The organism is Wolbachia endosymbiont (group A) of Pogonocherus hispidulus (genome assembly GCF_964028195.1).
Classification (GTDB): domain Bacteria; phylum Pseudomonadota; class Alphaproteobacteria; order Rickettsiales; family Anaplasmataceae; genus Wolbachia.
On record NZ_OZ034750.1, the window covers coordinates 182,138 to 199,919 of the forward strand.

The following is a 17,782-nucleotide window of genomic DNA, read 5'->3' on the forward strand; positions in this document are numbered from 1 at the left end:
TGTGTATCGTAATCATTAAACTTTTTCAACCTAGACTTTGGCCACTACTCTGTAAACTTTCGACATTACTCTGAAGCTGCTGGACATTAGCATTGTCTATAGAAGAAAGAGGAGATTTGTTTTGCACAAAACTTTTAGCAGCTTCAACAACCTTGCTTATACGAGGTTCTTTTTCTAGCTCTTTTAGGTACTTTGAGAAGATTTCACAACTTTTATCATCCATATGTACTGTTATTGCACCAAAACTTAATGTATGATCTTTTATAGAAGATAAAGCCATTTCAAGCTTTTCATCGCCTACCCTAAAGGTCATCTTTAACTTACCTTTCATGTCATGATATTTCCCCTTGTGTAACCGGATTATATTTTCTCCTTCTCCAACCCGTAATGCACCATATTCTAACTCCTTAAATTTCGGGAAGTTCATAAATTTTGCAGGAGAGATCACACTTTTTTCTGGACATTTTACACAATAAAATTCATTGTCTCTCTCTACTATGATTCCTTCTTTTTCGTCATTTTCAATACTGCTACACACAGCTTGCTCTAGGCTCAATAAGTAGCTGTTGCGCTTTTCTTCTAGAGCTGAATCTACTGGTATATCGTTACAACATGAATCCAAAATTTCTTTTTTAACATATGTACCCGTTGAAATTAAATTGGATATTTTTGAGCAAAGGGAATTTAGCCTACCTTCATTATTTTCTTCGAGATTTAAGTTTTGTTTTTTGATTAGGCTTGCACTTTTTATCAGATAGCCTATCAATGATGTTTCTTTTATCGCTTCTTGCTCTTTTTCTTCAGGCATACCGTGCACCAACTTGCCAGGCATGCCAAACATGATTTTTTGCTCATCTGCATGCTTTATAACTTTTAATAGTTCATCTAACATTCTTCCTATAGTTGATCAGAAAGCACTTGATACTCTTTTTCTATATCTTCTACTTGCTTTAAGATCTTTTCTCGTTTCTCCTTTTCAGATTTTTGATATATTGTCATGCTTAATTGGAAATCATTTGTTTTTTCTGGACGCTCTATACTTTTATATGAACGCTTTTGTGACCCTTGTTCTTCTAATTTTTCATTACCTACACTCTCTATTCGCTCTGGCATAACCACCTCCTATTTTACATAATGAAATAAAAAAGTTCTAACTGTAGTATGCTTATGTAATCTACGAAGTCAATAGTTAAATTGAAAAATTTTGATTATAATTTACTTTACATAGAAGATGCCCTTGAATTATGCTAAAAATCGCCATAGTAGGCCTACCAAATGCTGGAAAATCTACCCTATTCAACAGATTAGTGGGAAGAAAAGCAGCGGTGGTCAGCAATATTCCAGGGGTCACACGAGATAGAAGAGAAGGAATAGGCAGAATTAGCGATTTAGAGTTTAAAGTTATAGATACAGGAGGATGGAACGACCAAACTAATTTTTCACTACAAGTTATTGAACAAATAGAATTTTCTCTATCCAATTCAAACATCATTTTCTTTCTTGTTGATGCAAAAGTGCAAAATGAGCGAAACAAAGAATTTGCAAAGTGGCTAAAGAGAAAAATGAATAAACCTGTAATCCTCATAGCAAATAAATGTGAGAGTCATAAATCCGAAAATGTTGATTATTTGCAGTTTTTTGATTTTCTTGGCCCGGTATACATCTCAGCCGAACATAATCTTGGCATGGTTGATCTTTATGATGCATTAGCTGGTGTTATTGAAAATATCAGTGCAAATAGTCCTCCTTTCGGTGTCATTCCAGTGCTTGACACTGGAATCCAGAAAAAAAATAGTATGGATCCCAGTGTCAAGCACTGGGATGACAATAAGAGCTCTAATGAGTCCGGTAAATTAAGAATTGCAATCATCGGTCGTCCAAATGTCGGAAAGTCAACTTTTTTAAATGGTTTACTTGCAGAAAACAGACTAATAACAAGTTCAGAGCCAGGCACCACACGTGATTCTGTAGATATTGTATATGATCATAATGGGGAGCTAATTACTCTCATTGATACTGCAGGAATCCGCAGAAAGGCGAATGTTATAGATGACTTAGAATCAAGATTTGTTGAAAAAAGCTTAGAATCAATCAAGCGCTCTCATGTGGTAGTTTTAATGCTAGACTCCCTAGTTGGTATTGAGCAGCAGGATTTATCAATTGGTGAAGCTGCAATTAAGGGAGGGAAAGGGATTATTGTTGTTTTAAATAAGTGGGATTTAATAGGTAAGGATGACAGAAGTAAGTTAATAAAATTTGTCAAACAACAGGAAGTGACTCGGTTATTCTTGGAAGTGCCAACTATAACAGTTTCTGCGTTAAAAGGCATGCGCTGCAGTGATGTAATAGATAAGTGTCTTGAAGTGAGTGAATCTTTGAACAAGAAAGTCAGCACTGCAAAACTGAATAAGTGGCTAATTGATGCTTTAGATAGGCACTCTCACCCGCTTGTAAAAGGCAAAGCAGTTAAAATGAAGTATATCGCTCAAATTGGTACTAAACCTCCAGCTTTTTCTTTGATATGTAACATACCTGAAAGTGTTGATGAAAGTTACAAACGCTATTTAATTAATGACCTTAGAAAAAATTTCTTTGCTGAAGGCGTGCCAGTCAGATTACTTTTGAAAAAAAATAAAAATCCCTATGCAAAATGAATACTCTGCTTTATACTTTCAGGGATAATTTACTTAAAGTCGTGTGTAATAACTCCAGAATTCCTACAATCTTTCTGCTATCAAGTGCTTTTGCTCTAATTTTTGCATATTTGCTAGAATATTTTTTCAACATGCTGCCATGCAAGTTATGTACATACGAGCGGGTAGTTTACTATGTTGCAGGGTTACTTGCAGTAGTATGCATGCTTAAAGACAACAAAATTCTAATCTATGCAATGTTTTGCAGCTACCTCATAGGTGCAGTAATATCTTTTTATCATGTAGGTCTTGAACTCCACTTATTTCATGATGTTTTAGGTTGTACAGAGCAAGCAAGTGGTAACGTGAGTATAGAAGAGCTCAGAAATAATCTACTAAATCCTAATTACTCTCCATCTTGTGACAGACCTCATTACGTTCTAGGTGTTTCCTTAGCAACATGGAATTTAATTTATCTCATAGCAGCTCTGTTCGTATCAGGTAAGGTGTATTGTGGAGAAAGAAAGAAATCTAAATAATTTAAGGTGCAGCAACAATCAGTTCTTGCAACAGGCAATTAGAGTAAATCATGCTGGGGAATATGGAGCTATTTGCATTTATTCTGGTCAAAAATTTATTCTTAAAAAATCTTCTATAATCAATGAAATAATTGAAATGGAAGAGCAGGAAAAAAAGCATTTTCACTATTTTAATGAGAAAATCAAGGAGCAAAAAGTTCGTCCTACTGTTTTGTTGCCAGTTTGGCGTGTTTTAGGAGTGTCGCTTGGTGTTGCAACTGCTATTATGGGCAAAAAAGCTGCTATGGCTTGCACTGCTGCAGTTGAAGAAGTTATAGGGGAGCACTACAGAGAGCAAGTTTCACATTTAGAAGATGGAGAATTAAAAGAAACTATAAGTAAATTTCGTGACGAGGAGTTAGAGCACAGAGATATTGCAATTCAGCACAATGCTGAAAGCGCATTTGGCTACAACATTTTATCCTCATTCATAAAAACAGGCTGCAAAGCTGCTATTTGCTTGTCTAAGTTAATTTAACTAAGCAGCTTTCTTAAAGTGTTTTTAATGTTATGATGACAATAGAAACCAGGAAGAAATTCAAGTGTAACAGTTACTTTATAACTATGTTTACATGTCACCATTATTAATCAATAATTAGCGTTTGTAAATTAACTACATCCAGAGTATAGGTCACAAAGGGGGATAAAAGTGCGTTTTGATTTAGAAGAGGGGGATGCCTCAGGTAAAGACTGTAATAGTGCAAATCATTATATAACAACTGCTAAAGTAAGAGTAAATAGCGAAACAACAGTTAGTTTACCTACTATATCTTATGTCATTATTGATGAGCCTACTTATCAGCATTTTAAAGTGTTTGATTTTAGGTGTAACACAGTGAAGGTACTAACCAGTTTATATCAAGGGCTACAATTAAAGCTAGAAAAAGTAGGAGATGACAACAAGTTAGCTTTGGTTACTAACTCAGGTGAATATTACTATTATTACCATGATGGCAATGCTATTAATATAGCTACTATTGATCTTATACCTAAGTCCAGCACAAATGGTACACACGTTAGTGTATATGATTATGATACACATTCTATGAAATTTAAACCACTTGAAAATAGTAAGGTTTTAATAGATCGAAAAGATGTGATAAGTAGTAAAAATATGAGTCTTATTGGCAATAGACTTGATATACGAATTGGAGACAATGTTTTTAAAGAATCGCAATTTGAATACAAATTTTATAAGAGCATTGAAATACATAACTTCGCTGGTAGTAAGGTTGGTATGTTGAATAATGTTGTTCCAATATTCGATCGGAGAGATGATAATTTCAAATTATTTCCTTTTCATGAAATAGAGAGATTGAATGTGAAAAATAGCTATTTCGCAGCAAAAAAGTTAGGCAGTAATTACGTTGGTTGTATATCAGACGAAAATAGCAAATGTAAGAATTTTTATGGTTTAAAACCTGATTTTGTAGGATATAACTACAGCCATAACTCAGATTTATATCCTTATTATTATAACTTAGAAAATTTTGGTAACTTTTTGGAGGTTGATATGAAAGTTGGAGAACTTATAGATTTAGAAAAAGGTTTAGAAGAAAAGATTAGAATTTTAGAAGATAAAATTAAAAAATTAAACGAAACACAAATGGTAGCAATGCCTGGACCTCCTGGGCCAAGAGGTTTGCCAGGTCAAAGAGGCGAACTAGGACCACGTGGTCTTGATGGGCTGCCAGGCATACCTGGAGAAAAAGGAGAAGAGGGCCAAGAAGGCGGGTTTTATGCAGTCTCAGAACTAACAGGAAAGCCAGGTCCTAAAGGGGATCAAGGTTGGACAGGTCAGAAGGGAGAGCCAGGTCTACAAGGGTATCCAAGTCCCAAAGGGGATCAAGGTCATCCAGGTCTAAACGGGTTGCCTGGAGAGAAAGGTGACAAGGGTGATCAAGGTTATTTGGGTTACGGCTATCCAAGCCAAAAGGGTGAGCCAGGTGCACCAGGACGACCAGGGTTAGATGGACAACCAGGAATAAAAGGTGATCAAGGTATAAAAGGTGAAATTGGTCCTCAGGGTCCGGTAGGTCCGAAAGGCGTTAATGGTACGCAAGGTCTTTCAGGTTCTCAAGGTGTGCCGGGTCAAAGAGGTGAGCCAGGTCTTGTAGGTCTTCCAGGTCAAAAAGGTGAGCCAGGTCTTGCAGGTTCTCGAGGTAATCAAGGTCTTCCAGGCTTGAAAGGACAGAAAGGTACACAAGGTGGTTCAGGTTCTCAAGGTACGCCAGGTCTAAAAGGTGAACTAGGTCAAGCTGGTAAAGACGGAACCCCGGGTTCTAAAGGAGCAGATGGAGCTCCTGGTAAAGATGGATTGCCAGGAATGCCTGGATCAAAAGGTGACCAAGGAAATGCAGGTCCAAGAGGCCCTCAAGGAAATAAAGGTGATCAAGGCTTAGTAGGTCCACAAGGTTTCAAGGGAGATAAAGGAGAACAGGGTATACAAGGTCCTAGAGGTTTCAAGGGCCTCTCTGGTTCAAGAGGCGCAAAGGGTGAACAAGGGCATAGTGGCATGGATGCAAATCCTGAAGAAGTTGCAGATAAGCTAGTCACTACTAGAGCCACTGGGTTTAAGGAGATGATGCTTAACTTCACTGATTCCAGTGGAAAAATGTTAATGGAAGAACTTGCAGGCAGTTCAAGTCTGCATACTGGGGTTGCACAAAAATTAATTAATAATGGAACCATTGCTAATGAAGTACTTGAGTATCGTAATCAAGACGGAGATTTAGTATTAGAGCAGCAAATTGCAGGAAAAGTTATCGACAGTCCAAATATTCATGAAGCAATAGCTACTGCACTAATTGATAACAGAGCTCAAGAGCTAAAAGAAGCCTTACTAAGTGATGATAATGATACATTAGTAGAAAAACTTGCAAACAGTACTGAGCTAATAAAAAGCATTTCAGAAGAATTAAAGCAAAATCCAGGAAAAGTTCAAGGACCAAAAGGTGATAAGGGAGATACTGGAGCGTCAGGTATGCCTGGTCCTAAAGGTGACAAAGGAGATGTGGGCGATAAAGGAGATACTGGATTGCCAGGAATGCCTGGATCAAAAGGTCCGGTAGGCCCTAAGGGTAATCCAGGCTTGCAAGGACTAAAAGGTGAACAAGGTACAGATGGACTAAAAGGAGAAGCTGGCCCTAAAGGAGATATTGGGGTGCAAGGTCTTAATGGACAAAAAGGTGATGTTGGTCCTCAAGGCTTGAAGGGTGAGCAAGGAGATATGGGTGCAAAAGGAGTTGATGGATTACCAGGTCTACAAGGCTTTAATGGCACGCAAGGAGAAAAAGGTGCTCAAGGTCTAGTAGGTCCAAAAGGGGATATGGGAGATAAAGGAGCAGATGGAGCGCCAGGAATACCTGGAGAAAAAGGTGACGAAGGTATACAAGGTTCTCAAGGCTTTAATGGTACGCAAGGGGAGAAAGGTTCTCAGGGTCTAAAAGGGGATAAAGGTGAATTTGGAATTGTAGGAGCGCCAGGGCAACCAGGATTAGATGGACTACCTGGAGAAAAGGGAAATAAAGGAGACATAGGTCCAAAAGGTTTAATCGGCGATAAAGGTGATACAGGAGAGCAAGGTCTTCCAGGTCCAAAAGGTGACCAAGGAGACACAGGTCCAATAGGTCCGCAAGGCTTGAATGGTACACAAGGTGTACAAGGACAAAAAGGTGATCAAGGAATACAAGGTCCTAAAGGCGTTAATGGTACACAAGGCTTGAAGGGTGATCAAGGAGATAAGGGTGAAATTGGAGCACCAGGAATGGATGGATTGCCAGGTCTACAAGGCTTTAATGGCACGCAAGGAGAAAAAGGTGTTCAAGGTCTAGTAGGTCCTAAAGGTGATAAAGGAGATTCAGGTCCAGTAGGTCCTCAAGGAGTAGATGGTGCTTCAGGTACAGATGGAGCGCCAGGTGTGTCTGGAGAAAAAGGTGATCTTGGTCTCAAGGGAGATAGAGGTGAAATTGGAGCACCAGGAATGGATGGATTGCCAGGTCTACAAGGCTTTAATGGCACGCAAGGAGAAAAAGGTGTTCAAGGTCTAGTAGGTCCTAAAGGTGATAAAGGAGATTCAGGTCCAGTAGGCCCTCAAGGAGTAGATGGAGCGCCAGGTGTGTCTGGAGAAAAAGGTGATCTTGGTCTCAAGGGAGATAGAGGTGAAATTGGAGCACCAGGAATGGATGGATTGCCAGGTCTACAAGGCTTCAATGGCACGCAAGGAGAAAAAGGTGCTCAAGGTCTAGTAGGTCCTAAAGGCAACACAGGAGCGCCTGGTCCTCATGGTCCAAAGGGAGAAGATGGGGTAGGTGCTGCAGAGGCTGATCAGTTTTTGCGCAAGATGAATCAAACAAAAATTGAAATTCAGAATGCTCAGAAAGCAGCAGAGGTAGCTAAAACCGCTTCTGAAAAATCTGCCAAAGAAGCTAAAGATTTTAAAGAAGAGGCTGACAATTTTGTTGATAAAGCATTTCGATCAGAACAAAATACTCAAGCACTTTATAGTAAGGTAAAGGATATATTTTGTAAAACAAAACCTACAGATCAAGTTTGTACTGTACGTAGAAAGAAGAGGGAAATTGAAAAATTAAATAATCCACCAGTAACAAGTGGAGCAAGTAGGCCAACTTCATTTATATCTCAAGTAATAAATTTCTTTTATCCTTCTGTAAAACAAGATGAATATAAAATAGAGAATAAAATACAAGAGCTTAATCAAGTGGCAAAAATAATAGATGCAGCAGATATTGTTATGAGATTTGGAAAAGTATTAGAAGAAACAGCTTCAAAATGCGGCATTCCAAAGAAAAGCCTAAATTTTGATCCAGTAAAACTACAGTCAACCATTCTAGATAGGTCATTATTTAATGATGAAAGTCGTAATGAGCTGTTAAAACTCTTATATTTATCTGCAAAAAAATCATGTCCAAATTACAAACAAACTGATAGATTTTTGACTATTTTCAAAGATCGTATGGAAAGAACATTAGAAAACAATGAGCAACAAAGGGGTTTTGTTAATATTGAGAAAACAGCAACAGATAACGAGCAGCCAAGGAGTTTTATGAGCGATGTCACTTCTCCAAGTAGTTTCAAGGCGATTGATCTGAAGGCTGTTAATTGTTTAAGGTAATAGTATGGGAAATACATTTAGAATAGATAATAAAGATCCGCTCTATAAGAAGCTGATTAAACTTCCTACTGCATATTATAGATTAGAGTTTAATAACAACAAGTATACTATTCGTTCACACATTGGTACGGCTGAGTTGGGTGATACTATTAGTGATTTAAAGTTACAGAAGCTGGGTGATAAAATAGTTTTATATAAGGGAAAATCACCTCTGAAAGTGAAAAATAAAGATGGTGAAGAAGAGAATCTTATTATAGAGCAAGAAGATATCATAAGTGCAAACAGGGACAATATTATAGAAAAGCTTAGATCAAAACCAATAGAGATTTCGCTTTACCACATAGAAGATAGTCCATATTTTGGTGCCAAATTACCCATTTCTAGACACAGTACAACAACTGAAGTACTAAACTTCATCAATTTTAATGATGAAAATGATCCAGTACTACAAAAGATTAAAGGAGAAAATGGTGGACTTTATTTTACAATAGAAGGTGATTATATCTATATATCAGACAAAAATGGAAAGTGTCTTCCAGTGTGTGAAGATGGCAGCTGCTATAAGTATCAATACACAAAAGATGAATGTGATGTATTAACAATAAGTGATGTATCAACAATAATAGATAGCTTAAAGCAGAAATTCACTTTGCAAAAAGGGGAAGAATTATCGCCTGATATCTATGAAGCAAATATTGTCTTGAATGATAAGCCCATAGCTACTCTTCCAAAAATAGGTTACTACATGTTCAATGATCAATTGGTCATGCGTAATCATGTTACACAAGAGAAGGTAATTATCCCAAGAGATTTTCACTATTTAAAAGTTGTTAAATTTAATAATGATGATTATAAATTAACGTTTTGTAATTTTTTAGGTAATGAATTCTTTGAATACAAAAAATACGATCCCCAGTATTCGAACGTTTCAGATGAATATAAATTCATCAGTTTAAATTGTGCGAAAAAAGAATGTAATCCGAATCTTTGGGAATTATTTAGTCATCGACCATCGTTTTTTATTACAGAAGAATCTCCTGAACCAGGCTCTCCAGGTCACTATTCAGTTGCCGTGTTCGAATTCATAAGTGGTAAAAAAGGTAGGAAAATGGCTACATTAATTGATGAATTTGGCTCTTTCAATAAAGAGGGTAAGTTTCAGTATTGTGATTACCATACAAAAGCAGAGTATGGTGTTTATGATTCTTCTGAGATTAATCTAAAAGAAATGTATACATGGACAGATGCAAATAGCGAATTTTGTTTTGCAGAAGATGACAATATAACTCTTCATACTATTCCAGAGTTATTGTAATTACACGCACCAAGTTAGGAAAGAATGAAGTGAAAGAGGAATAGGCTATAGGATGACAGAAGTTGGCTTTATTAGCTATAGGTGGTATGATACTTAGTCAATTTAAATAAGCAGATGATCTTAGCTACAAAAATATTTTTTACCTCATTTGTTTTTGGGTTTATTCTTTTTCCCTATTTTATAAAGCTTCTAAAAAAAATAAGTAAAGATGGGCAACCAATTAGATCATGTGGACCAGAAAGTCATTTAATAACAAAAAAGAATGTACCACCTATGGGCGGAATAATAATACTGATTTCTTCTTTATTACCAATTTTACTCTGGGCTCAGTTAACACTAGAAATCTTGCTGCTGATATTGATAACTCTATTTTTTGCTCTACTTGGATTTATTGATGATTATTTAAAATTGAAGACAAATCACTATCGAGGTTTAAGTGCAAAAACCAAAATACTTATTCAGTTTATTGTAACTCTGGTTAGTATGTCTATACTTAAGCTATACTCTGCTGAAGGTTTTACAAAAATGTCCCTATTTAAAGGAGTAATAATCGACTTTGGCTATCTATATGTTCCATTCGCTGCGTTTGTAATTGTCGGCTCTGCTAATGCTGTGAATCTCACAGATGGTTTGGATGGCCTTGCTGCAACTCAAGTCATCACTTCCTTTGCTTTTTTGGGGCTAATTGCATATATAACTCAAGCAGATATGAATATTACTTTATTCTGCATTGCATTTATAGGAGCTATTTTAAGTTTCTTGTGGTTTAACACACATCCAGCAAAAATATTTATGGGTGATGTTGGTAGCTTGTCGGTAGGCGCAGCTTTAGGGTTAACTAGTGTCCTAATTAAAAGAGAAATGCTTTTTGCCGTTATTGGAATAATCTTTGTAATAGAGACTCTATCTGTGATTATTCAGATATCATATTTTAAATATACAAAGTTTAAATATGGAGAAGGAAAAAGAGTTTTTCTTATGGCACCAATACATCATCACTTTGAGAAGAAGGGATGGTCAGAAAATGTAATCGTTATGAAATTTTGGATAATTTCTATTATCTGTTCAGTTTTTACTATAACTTTCTTATTATAAAAACCTATGAAATACCCAGACTTTACATTAGAAAATAAATTATCAGGAGTGATAGCAGGAGTGGATGAAGTTGGAAGAGGTCCGCTAGCTGGTCCAGTAATATCCGCAGCCGTAGTGTTTATTGATAGAAATACAATTATTGATGGAATCAACGACTCGAAAAAGTTGACTCCTCAATGTAGGCAAGTCCTATATGAAAAAATAACATCCGTTGCAAAATTTGGTATAGGAATGGCAAGCGTAGAAGAAATAAATTCATACAATATCTTGCAAGCAACAAAACTTTCAATGAAACGTGCGTTAATAGACTTGGACCTAGAGTTAGATTATGTGCTAGTTGATGGTAATCAACCACCTGAAGTGAAATGGCAAGTGAAATCCATAGTAAATGGTGATAATTTGAGTACATCAATTGCAGCAGCTTCAATCGTTGCAAAAGTTACGAGAGATCGGCTTATGCAAGAATTGCACAATAAGCATCCTGAATATAATTGGTATAAAAATAAAGGATATGGGACAAAAGAGCACCTTAACGCTATTGGCCTTTATGGAATTACAGAACATCATAGAAAAAACTTTGCACCCATATCTCGGGCATTATAGCCTTTAATCACTCACCCTTTTTTGAAAGGTATGTTTTCATTAAATAGGCAAACTGTACTCGATCCATTCCTTAAGGTAAACACTGAACTCACCCTTTCGATTATCAGGTAGTTGTCAACTGTACGGAAATTTACTAAAGACTCATATCCTGCAGAATCAACCATAAAAACTGCCGGGAAATCAGAGTTTATTTTATTGAATTGTAGATATGTAAATTTTCCATCATCAAAAACCTTGATTGGTATTATTGACTGACTGCCTTTAACGTGCGAGATGGAATAATTAAAATTTAAGCCCTTCTTTACAACTTCAATGTCGTTTATATCAGGGATAATGGTATGACTAGCTTGTTCGAAGATATCACCGTTATTTGTTGTGTAAATCTCATCACTGCTAAATAGTGGATAAAGAAACCTTACTTCATATGCTAATCTTGGATCATCTAGTCCGGTTGCTTCTTCAGCATGAAGCTCAAAGTAATAAACTCTTTTATTGGTAATTATAGTTGCGTTAGTATCGGCAATATCATCTATAGGCTTAATAAACAATCTGTTACCTTGAGGAAGGAGTTGCCAACCAGTTGAATCACCCATTGAAAGGTTTTGTATTACCTCCCCTGGTTCAAACAATATGCTGGATTGATAACCATAAAAACCCGTATACTTATGTATAGCTTGTGGGTTATAATTTATCACCTTTATGTGATCATCTCCAGCTATTGAACGTGGCTCCTGTTTTGCAAGTGCATCACTACCACAGAGGAACAACAGTACGGTAAACAGTAAACCAATCATAATATCAAAATAAATTAATCTTCATTTTATCATTGATAGACATGCACTGCAACTGTTAAGCTGTACTATAAACCCCAATTATAGGTTAGCAAGCGGTAGAAAAGGCAAGAAATAAGGCAAACTCCTTAAATACTTTAGAACTACAGGAAGCTTCACCTGAACGGATACACTTGGAATCCTGCCATTTTCACTTCGTAAACATACCAAGAATTCTGTCCATTATTCCACCCATATTTGCTTCAGCTTGAGTATACTCTATTTTACCACCGTGCAAGATTAGTTTAATATCTGATCCAGGTGATATATTAACAAATTTACTACCAACAACTCCACTGCTAGTGATCAGAGCTGAACTATCAATTGGCAATTTTATGTCTCTGCTTATACACATATCGATTCGTGCTATGTAGGTAGCTTTGTCAAGTGACACACCAGTTATGCTTCCAACGTCCACACCAGAGATCTTGACACTATCACCAACTCCTATACCGTTAGCGTTAGCAAAAAGACCATATATTTTATAGCAATCCTTATAGTTTTTCTTTATGTAAGATAGCTTATCAATAGCAAAGAAAATCAGAAAGATAGTGAAAACTAATACAAATAATCCAGCGGTTATTTCAAGTATATTTGACCTTCGCATCTTTAGTTATCAGGACTCCAGCTTTTATAATAATTTTTCACTTTTTGGTTTGGATAGTATGCATCTTTTGTACCCGTTAAATTAGGAGTATGTTTTACTTTTCTTTTTTTATTATTAACTGGTACTACATTATCAGTATAGTGAAGCCATATATGCCATTCCGGAGGCACTGTTGTAGGCTCAGAGACACTGCTATACATAACCCACCTTTTTCCTTTACTTGATTCATAGTAAGAATTTCCATTTTCATCTCTTCCTACAAATTTATCTTCCCTTCGTAATAGGCGTTTTATTGCATTACAAACTTTAGATAACATAAGGGTATTAAAACAAAAAGTATTATATATACTAATACTTTAACGATATATTAACAACAATTTAATGCAATTACCAATTTTACAAGTTATTATACCAATAATTGCATCAATGTTTTGCTTTCTTACCAAGAAACACAAGGTATCTTGGTTTATTTCTTTTATTGCAACAACAATCACTCTTATCATTTCATCAATACTACTCATAAAAACATATAGAGGCGAGATTATAACTTATCACCTTGGGGATTGGGCTCCTCCGCATGGAATAGAGTTAAGAATCGACGTGTTAAATTCCTTAATTCTAACCCTAGTGAATTTTATAGCGCTGATTAGCGTGCTTTATAGCTTTTATATTAACGAAAAAGAAATTAGCAAAAACAAAATCACTGGTTTTTACTCTCTATTTCTACTGTGCTTAAGCGGACTATTCGGAATTTTAGTAACAAACGACATATTCAATCTTTATGTTTTTTTGGAAATTTCATCTCTTTCTTCTTATGTATTAGTTTCAATGGGAAGGGATAAAAAAGCCTTGGTTGCAGCATTTGAATATCTAATTAGTGGAACAATAGGCGCAACATTTTATTTATTTGGCATCGGGCTCTTGTATTCAATGACTGGAACGCTCAATATGTCTGACATGGCTGAAAGAATAGTTCCATTATACGATAACAACATCATAAAACTTGGCACATTGTTCATTTTTGTTAGTCTCTCAATCAAAATGGCACTATTTCCATTAAGCAGGTGGCTGGTTAATGCATATAGTGAGGCGCCAAGTTTCATTAGCATATTCTTTTCAGGCACAGTAACTAAAGTGATGATATATGTTTTCATCAGAATCTTTTATACCATTTTCCAACAAAATTTTTTCTTGTTTAAGCCGCTGTTGGACAATGTGATAATTATCCTCGCACTTTGCGCTATTGTATTTGGGTCGATATTTGCAATAACCGCAAAAGACATAAAAAGACTGTTTGCTCACTCTAGTATTAGCCAAATTGGTTATATAATTTTAGCACTGAGTTTTAACTCAAAAACAGGTGTATTTGCAGCAATTCTTCACATAGTAAACCACAGCATAATAAAAACATCTTTATTCATGGCTGCAGGATGTGTTTCTTACAAATTTGATACAACAAAAATAGAGAATTTATCGGGACTCAAGAAATCAATGCCTTATGTAGCGCTTGCGTTCACTCTACTCAGTTTAGCATTAATCGGTGTGCCTTTAACAAATGGCTTTGTAAGCAAGTGGTATATAATGAAAGCAATTATCGAATCTCGCGCGTGGATTTCCCTGATAGCTTTTGCTGCCGGTTCTTTTCTTGCACTAATATACATGTGGAAGATGGTAGAGAAAATGTATTTTGAAAATGATGCAACGTCACGCACTAGAATGACACTAGGCAAAATTAATGATGTGCCATTTCCTATGCTTTTCTGTCTATTGTTTATGGCAGCTTTAACAGTAGTAACTGGAATATATAGCACTCCAATTCGGTTAGTAGTTGAGAAGTTGGTTTTTTGATTTTTATCTTTGTTTCATATTTTACTATACTTTAAGGTTATAAGTGTGGATAGGCTGAAGAAGATTCATTGGTTGTTAGTCATTAACGTGGTAGCTCTGTTTTGCGTTGGCATTGCTGTTCAATATTCTTCTGCTGGAGGAAAGTGGGTGCCATTTGCGATTCACCAACTGGTCATATTTTCCTTCTTTTTCCTACTCGCTATAGCTATGTCATTCATAGAACTAGATTTTTATTTGAAGCACGCCTACTTTTTTTATATAGTAGCAGCGATTTCGCTATTAGCAGTAAATTTTTTTGGCTCGCACATAATGGGTGCGACGAGGTGGATAAGAATTGGATCAATTAGTTTGCAACCATCAGAATTTGCAAAAGTAGGCTTAATACTTGCACTTGCTCGTTATTTTGATAAGCAAAGTGTGTATAAAATGATGGAATTTAAAAGATTGCTTAAGGCGGTAATAATTATTTTCTTGCCTGTATTCTTGGTGTTAAAGCAACCTAATTTAGGCACAGCTGTGATAATGTTGTTTATAGGAGCATCAATTATATTCACAGCAGTAATAAAAAGAGCTCATTTAGTAATTTGTGGGACGCTTGGCATTTTTGCAGTACCGGCTATTTGGCCTTTTTTACGTCCTTATCACAAGCAAAGGATATTGTCGTTTTTGGATTCATCAGTGGATCCACTTGGAATAGGTTATAATGCGCAGCAATCTCAGATAGCTATTGGTTCAGGAGGTTTGCTTGGTAAGGGCTTTGTTAACGGAAGTCAAACTCAACTTGGATTTTTGCCGGAGAAACGTACGGATTTTGCTTTTGCAGTGCTGAGTGAGGAGTGGGGCTTTTTAGGTAGCATGGCTTTAATTTTGCTTTATACCTCATTACTTGGCATAATTTTCTCTATCGCTTATAGGTCGAAAAATTATTTTTCTAAGTTAGTATCTATCGGGATTTTTGCTTTTTTTGGCGCTCATTTTTTTATAAACATTGGAATGTCAATAGGCCTCTTGCCTGTGATAGGCGATCCACTGCCATTTCTTTCCTATGGAGGAAGTACAACTGCTGCAAGCTTGATATGCATAGGATTATTGCTGGCAATAAAAGCAGATGAACAACAAAATGCTTGTATTTTACCTATGCTAAAGTAAAATTAAACTTTACTTAATAGTTTTTATGCTAGATGAAATGCGTGAGGAGTGTGGGGTATTTGGCATAAGTTGCAACCAAAGTGCTGCTTTTAACTCTATACTTGCTCTCCACGCTTTGCAGCATAGAGGTCAAGAGTCTTTTGGCGTAGTAACCAGTAACAACGATAAGCTGCACTCTTATCACTTTCAAGGTCAAGTGAGCAGCGTATTTGATGATATAGATGAAATAAAGAAATCCTTACCTGGAGATTGTGCAATAGGTCATGTTCGATACTCAACAAGTGGTAGTAAATTTGGAGTGCAGCCCATGTTTGGCAAAAGTGGTAAATTTGGGGATTTCGCCATAGCGCATAATGGTAATTTAATTAATATTTCTCCGATACGCGAACAATTAATTAAACAAGAGTGCGTTTTTCAGTCAGATATTGATACAGAAGTAGTAGTGCATCTGACAGCAAGCGGTGAAAAAGATAGCTTCTTAGAGAGTTTTATATATGCATTAAAGCAAATACAAGGTGCTTATTCTTTTGTGGCAATCAATCAAGAAGTAGTTATTGGAGTACGTGATCCATCTGGAATCAGGCCTCTTGTTTTAGGGAAGTTAAACGGTTCTTACGTTCTTGCATCTGAAACTTGTGCTCTTGATATAGTAAATGCAGAGTTTGTTAGAGAAATAGAACCAGGTGAGTTAGTCACCATTGATCGAAATGGTAATCTAGCTTCAGCATTTCCTTTCCCACAGCAAAAATCAAGTTTTTGTATTTTTGAATACGTTTACTTTTCGAGACCAGACAGCATAATGGAGAATAGGTCCATATATGATATAAGAAAAGAAATAGGAAGAATACTTGCAGAAGAGAGCCCACCAAAAAACAATGTAGATATGGTTGTACCAATACCTGATTCTGGAATACCTGCAGCTATTGGATATGCAAAGCATTCAGGATTACCTATGGAACTGGGAATAATTCGTAATCATTACATAGGAAGAACTTTTATACAACCAACCGCTGAAGTACGTAAAGTTAGAATAAAATTAAAATTCAATGCTAATAAGCACACTTTGAAAGGTAAAAACATAATTTTAATAGATGATAGTATAGTGCGTGGTAGTACGTTAACAAATATAATAGTTATGCTAAAGGATGCAGGAGTAAAAGAAATTCACCTCAAAATTTCAAGCCCACCAATTAAGCATTCTTGTTTTTATGGAATAGATACGCCAGAGTGCAAAGATTTAATTGCTGCAAATAAATCTGTAGAGGAGATTAAGGAAGTTATAGGAGTAAATAGCTTAGCCTTCTTGAGTATTGATGGACTATATCAGGCTGTTAAAGGAGAGGTGCGTAACAATGCTACACCACAATATTGTGATGCTTGTTTCACTGGTGATTATCCGATTGGCAAATAGTCTACGCAAGGTCTTAAGTTTAGAAAATCTTAAACCGCCAAAATTTCTCTTGGCCTTTACTAATTCCGATTCTTGGAGTGCAAACATAATCTGGTTTGAGGTGAGATTCATAAACACAAAATTTGTGGCTTATAGTAAGGTCTTGCTTATTATGTTCTTTTGTAATGTTTAATCTTTTGCACAATATTCCTGGTCCACCTAAATTTGCTTCAAGCGGTTCAATGAGCTTTAATCCCCGTATTAACACTGCTGCTGGGAACCCTTCTGCTTCTGTTACAATATTTAGACAATAGTACATCCCATATATAAAATATACATACGAAAACCCCGGCATACCAAACATTACTGAGGTTCGATTAGTATGGCCTCTTGCCGCGTGACAAGCTGGGTCACTCATTCCTATGTAGGCTTCAACTTCAGTTATCGTTCCACTAAAGTTAGAAAATTTCAGCATCTTTCCTAGTAATTCCCCGGCTACAACCAAAGTTGGCCGCTCGTAGAAATTTCTTGGTAGTATTATGTTGCTCATTATAAGAGTATAAGTTACTTGCAGGTGCAAGCAACTTATACTGAGCTTTC

16 protein-coding genes are annotated in these 17,782 nt (G+C 36.2%); 10 read left to right on the forward strand and 6 right to left on the reverse strand.

All coding sequences use genetic code 11. The annotated features are described in order from the left end of the window. Positions 1 to 25 precede the first annotated feature (25 nt). Complete coding sequence (locus ABWU58_RS00910; RefSeq protein ID WP_353283313.1) at positions 26 to 892, reverse strand: hypothetical protein; 867 nt, start codon at positions 890 to 892, stop codon at positions 26 to 28. A gap of 5 nt (positions 893 to 897) precedes the next feature. Continuing rightward, positions 898 to 1,113 (reverse strand): hypothetical protein, encoded by a 216-nt coding sequence (locus ABWU58_RS00915; protein WP_353283314.1) that lies wholly within the window; start codon positions 1,111 to 1,113, stop codon positions 898 to 900. 131 nt (positions 1,114 to 1,244) lie between these two features. Here ABWU58_RS00915 and der point away from each other — a divergent pair, with 131 nt between their 5' ends. From der to ABWU58_RS00950, 7 genes are all read left to right on the forward strand, one after another. Beyond that, positions 1,245 to 2,654 carry a ribosome biogenesis GTPase Der gene (der, locus tag ABWU58_RS00920; RefSeq protein WP_353283315.1) on the forward strand — a complete coding sequence of 470 codons (1,410 nt, stop codon included), beginning with the start codon at positions 1,245 to 1,247 and terminating at the stop codon, positions 2,652 to 2,654. Then, the gene (locus ABWU58_RS00925; protein ID WP_353283316.1) at positions 2,651 to 3,172 is read left to right on the forward strand and encodes a disulfide bond formation protein B; all 522 of its coding nucleotides are present in this window, start codon (positions 2,651 to 2,653) and stop codon (positions 3,170 to 3,172) included. The genes der and ABWU58_RS00925 overlap by 4 nt, the downstream gene beginning before the upstream one ends. After that, the gene (locus ABWU58_RS00930) at positions 3,147 to 3,689 is read left to right on the forward strand and encodes a demethoxyubiquinone hydroxylase family protein (protein WP_353283317.1); all 543 of its coding nucleotides are present in this window, start codon (positions 3,147 to 3,149) and stop codon (positions 3,687 to 3,689) included. Before ABWU58_RS00925 ends, ABWU58_RS00930 begins: the two co-directional genes overlap by 26 nt. Before the next feature lie 171 nt (positions 3,690 to 3,860). Beyond that, the gene (locus ABWU58_RS00935; protein WP_353283318.1) at positions 3,861 to 8,345 is read left to right on the forward strand and encodes a hypothetical protein; all 4,485 of its coding nucleotides are present in this window, start codon (positions 3,861 to 3,863) and stop codon (positions 8,343 to 8,345) included. A gap of 4 nt (positions 8,346 to 8,349) precedes the next feature. Further along, a complete protein-coding gene (locus tag ABWU58_RS00940; RefSeq protein ID WP_353283319.1) occupies positions 8,350 to 9,660 on the forward strand; it encodes a hypothetical protein in 1,311 nt (436 codons plus the stop codon). Positions 9,661 to 9,774: 114 nt separating this feature from the next. After that, entirely contained in the window at positions 9,775 to 10,755 is a 981-nt protein-coding gene (gene mraY, locus ABWU58_RS00945) for a phospho-N-acetylmuramoyl-pentapeptide-transferase (RefSeq protein ID WP_353283320.1), read from the forward strand. A 6-nt stretch (positions 10,756 to 10,761) separates the two neighbouring features. Further along, positions 10,762 to 11,358, forward strand: coding sequence for a ribonuclease HII (locus tag ABWU58_RS00950; RefSeq protein ID WP_010082329.1), 597 nt, complete (start codon positions 10,762 to 10,764; stop codon positions 11,356 to 11,358). An 11-nt stretch (positions 11,359 to 11,369) separates the two neighbouring features. Here ABWU58_RS00950 and virB9 read toward each other — a convergent pair whose 3' ends face one another. From virB9 to ABWU58_RS00965, 3 genes are all read right to left on the reverse strand, one after another. Next, on the reverse strand, positions 11,370 to 12,152 hold the full coding sequence (gene virB9, locus ABWU58_RS00955) for a P-type conjugative transfer protein VirB9 (protein ID WP_353283321.1): 783 nt from the start codon (positions 12,150 to 12,152) through the stop codon (positions 11,370 to 11,372). Positions 12,153 to 12,339: 187 nt separating this feature from the next. Further along, entirely contained in the window at positions 12,340 to 12,795 is a 456-nt protein-coding gene (mlaD, locus tag ABWU58_RS00960; protein ID WP_353283322.1) for an outer membrane lipid asymmetry maintenance protein MlaD, read from the reverse strand. Between the two features lie 2 nt (positions 12,796 to 12,797). Next, a complete protein-coding gene (locus ABWU58_RS00965) occupies positions 12,798 to 13,112 on the reverse strand; it encodes an NADH-ubiquinone oxidoreductase subunit NDUFA12 family protein (protein WP_353283323.1) in 315 nt (104 codons plus the stop codon). A 64-nt stretch (positions 13,113 to 13,176) separates the two neighbouring features. On the opposite strand from ABWU58_RS00965, the gene ABWU58_RS00970 reads away from it, so the two are divergent. From ABWU58_RS00970 to purF, 3 genes are read left to right on the forward strand one after another with little or no spacing between them, the layout of a single operon-like run. Then, entirely contained in the window at positions 13,177 to 14,643 is a 1,467-nt protein-coding gene (locus ABWU58_RS00970; RefSeq protein WP_353283324.1) for a proton-conducting transporter membrane subunit, read from the forward strand. A 45-nt stretch (positions 14,644 to 14,688) separates the two neighbouring features. Continuing rightward, on the forward strand, positions 14,689 to 15,792 hold the full coding sequence (gene rodA, locus ABWU58_RS00975; RefSeq protein WP_353283325.1) for a rod shape-determining protein RodA: 1,104 nt from the start codon (positions 14,689 to 14,691) through the stop codon (positions 15,790 to 15,792). 25 nt (positions 15,793 to 15,817) lie between these two features. Continuing rightward, positions 15,818 to 17,203, forward strand: coding sequence for an amidophosphoribosyltransferase (gene purF, locus ABWU58_RS00980; RefSeq protein ID WP_353283326.1), 1,386 nt, complete (start codon positions 15,818 to 15,820; stop codon positions 17,201 to 17,203). A 19-nt stretch (positions 17,204 to 17,222) separates the two neighbouring features. Here the strand turns inward: purF and ABWU58_RS00985 are convergent, their stop codons facing one another. After that, positions 17,223 to 17,732 (reverse strand): DNA-3-methyladenine glycosylase, encoded by a 510-nt coding sequence (locus ABWU58_RS00985; protein ID WP_353283327.1) that lies wholly within the window; start codon positions 17,730 to 17,732, stop codon positions 17,223 to 17,225. Positions 17,733 to 17,782: the final 50 nt, after the last annotated feature.

Coding starts and splice junctions, on each gene's coding strand:
- ABWU58_RS00910 (WP_353283313.1), bottom strand. CDS start 892: ATGTTAGATGAACTATTAAAAGTTATAAAGCATGCAGATGAGCAAAAA.
- ABWU58_RS00915 (WP_353283314.1), bottom strand. CDS start 1,113: ATGCCAGAGCGAATAGAGAGTGTAGGTAATGAAAAATTAGAAGAACAA.
- der (WP_353283315.1), top strand. CDS start 1,245: ATGCTAAAAATCGCCATAGTAGGCCTACCAAATGCTGGAAAATCTACC.
- ABWU58_RS00925 (WP_353283316.1), top strand. CDS start 2,651: ATGAATACTCTGCTTTATACTTTCAGGGATAATTTACTTAAAGTCGTG.
- ABWU58_RS00940 (WP_353283319.1), top strand. CDS start 8,350: ATGGGAAATACATTTAGAATAGATAATAAAGATCCGCTCTATAAGAAG.
- mraY (WP_353283320.1), top strand. CDS start 9,775: ATGATCTTAGCTACAAAAATATTTTTTACCTCATTTGTTTTTGGGTTT.
- ABWU58_RS00950 (WP_010082329.1), top strand. CDS start 10,762: ATGAAATACCCAGACTTTACATTAGAAAATAAATTATCAGGAGTGATA.
- virB9 (WP_353283321.1), bottom strand. CDS start 12,152: ATGATTGGTTTACTGTTTACCGTACTGTTGTTCCTCTGTGGTAGTGAT.
- mlaD (WP_353283322.1), bottom strand. CDS start 12,795: ATGCGAAGGTCAAATATACTTGAAATAACCGCTGGATTATTTGTATTA.
- ABWU58_RS00965 (WP_353283323.1), bottom strand. CDS start 13,112: ATGTTATCTAAAGTTTGTAATGCAATAAAACGCCTATTACGAAGGGAA.
- ABWU58_RS00970 (WP_353283324.1), top strand. CDS start 13,177: ATGCAATTACCAATTTTACAAGTTATTATACCAATAATTGCATCAATG.
- purF (WP_353283326.1), top strand. CDS start 15,818: ATGCTAGATGAAATGCGTGAGGAGTGTGGGGTATTTGGCATAAGTTGC.
- ABWU58_RS00985 (WP_353283327.1), bottom strand. CDS start 17,732: ATGAGCAACATAATACTACCAAGAAATTTCTACGAGCGGCCAACTTTG.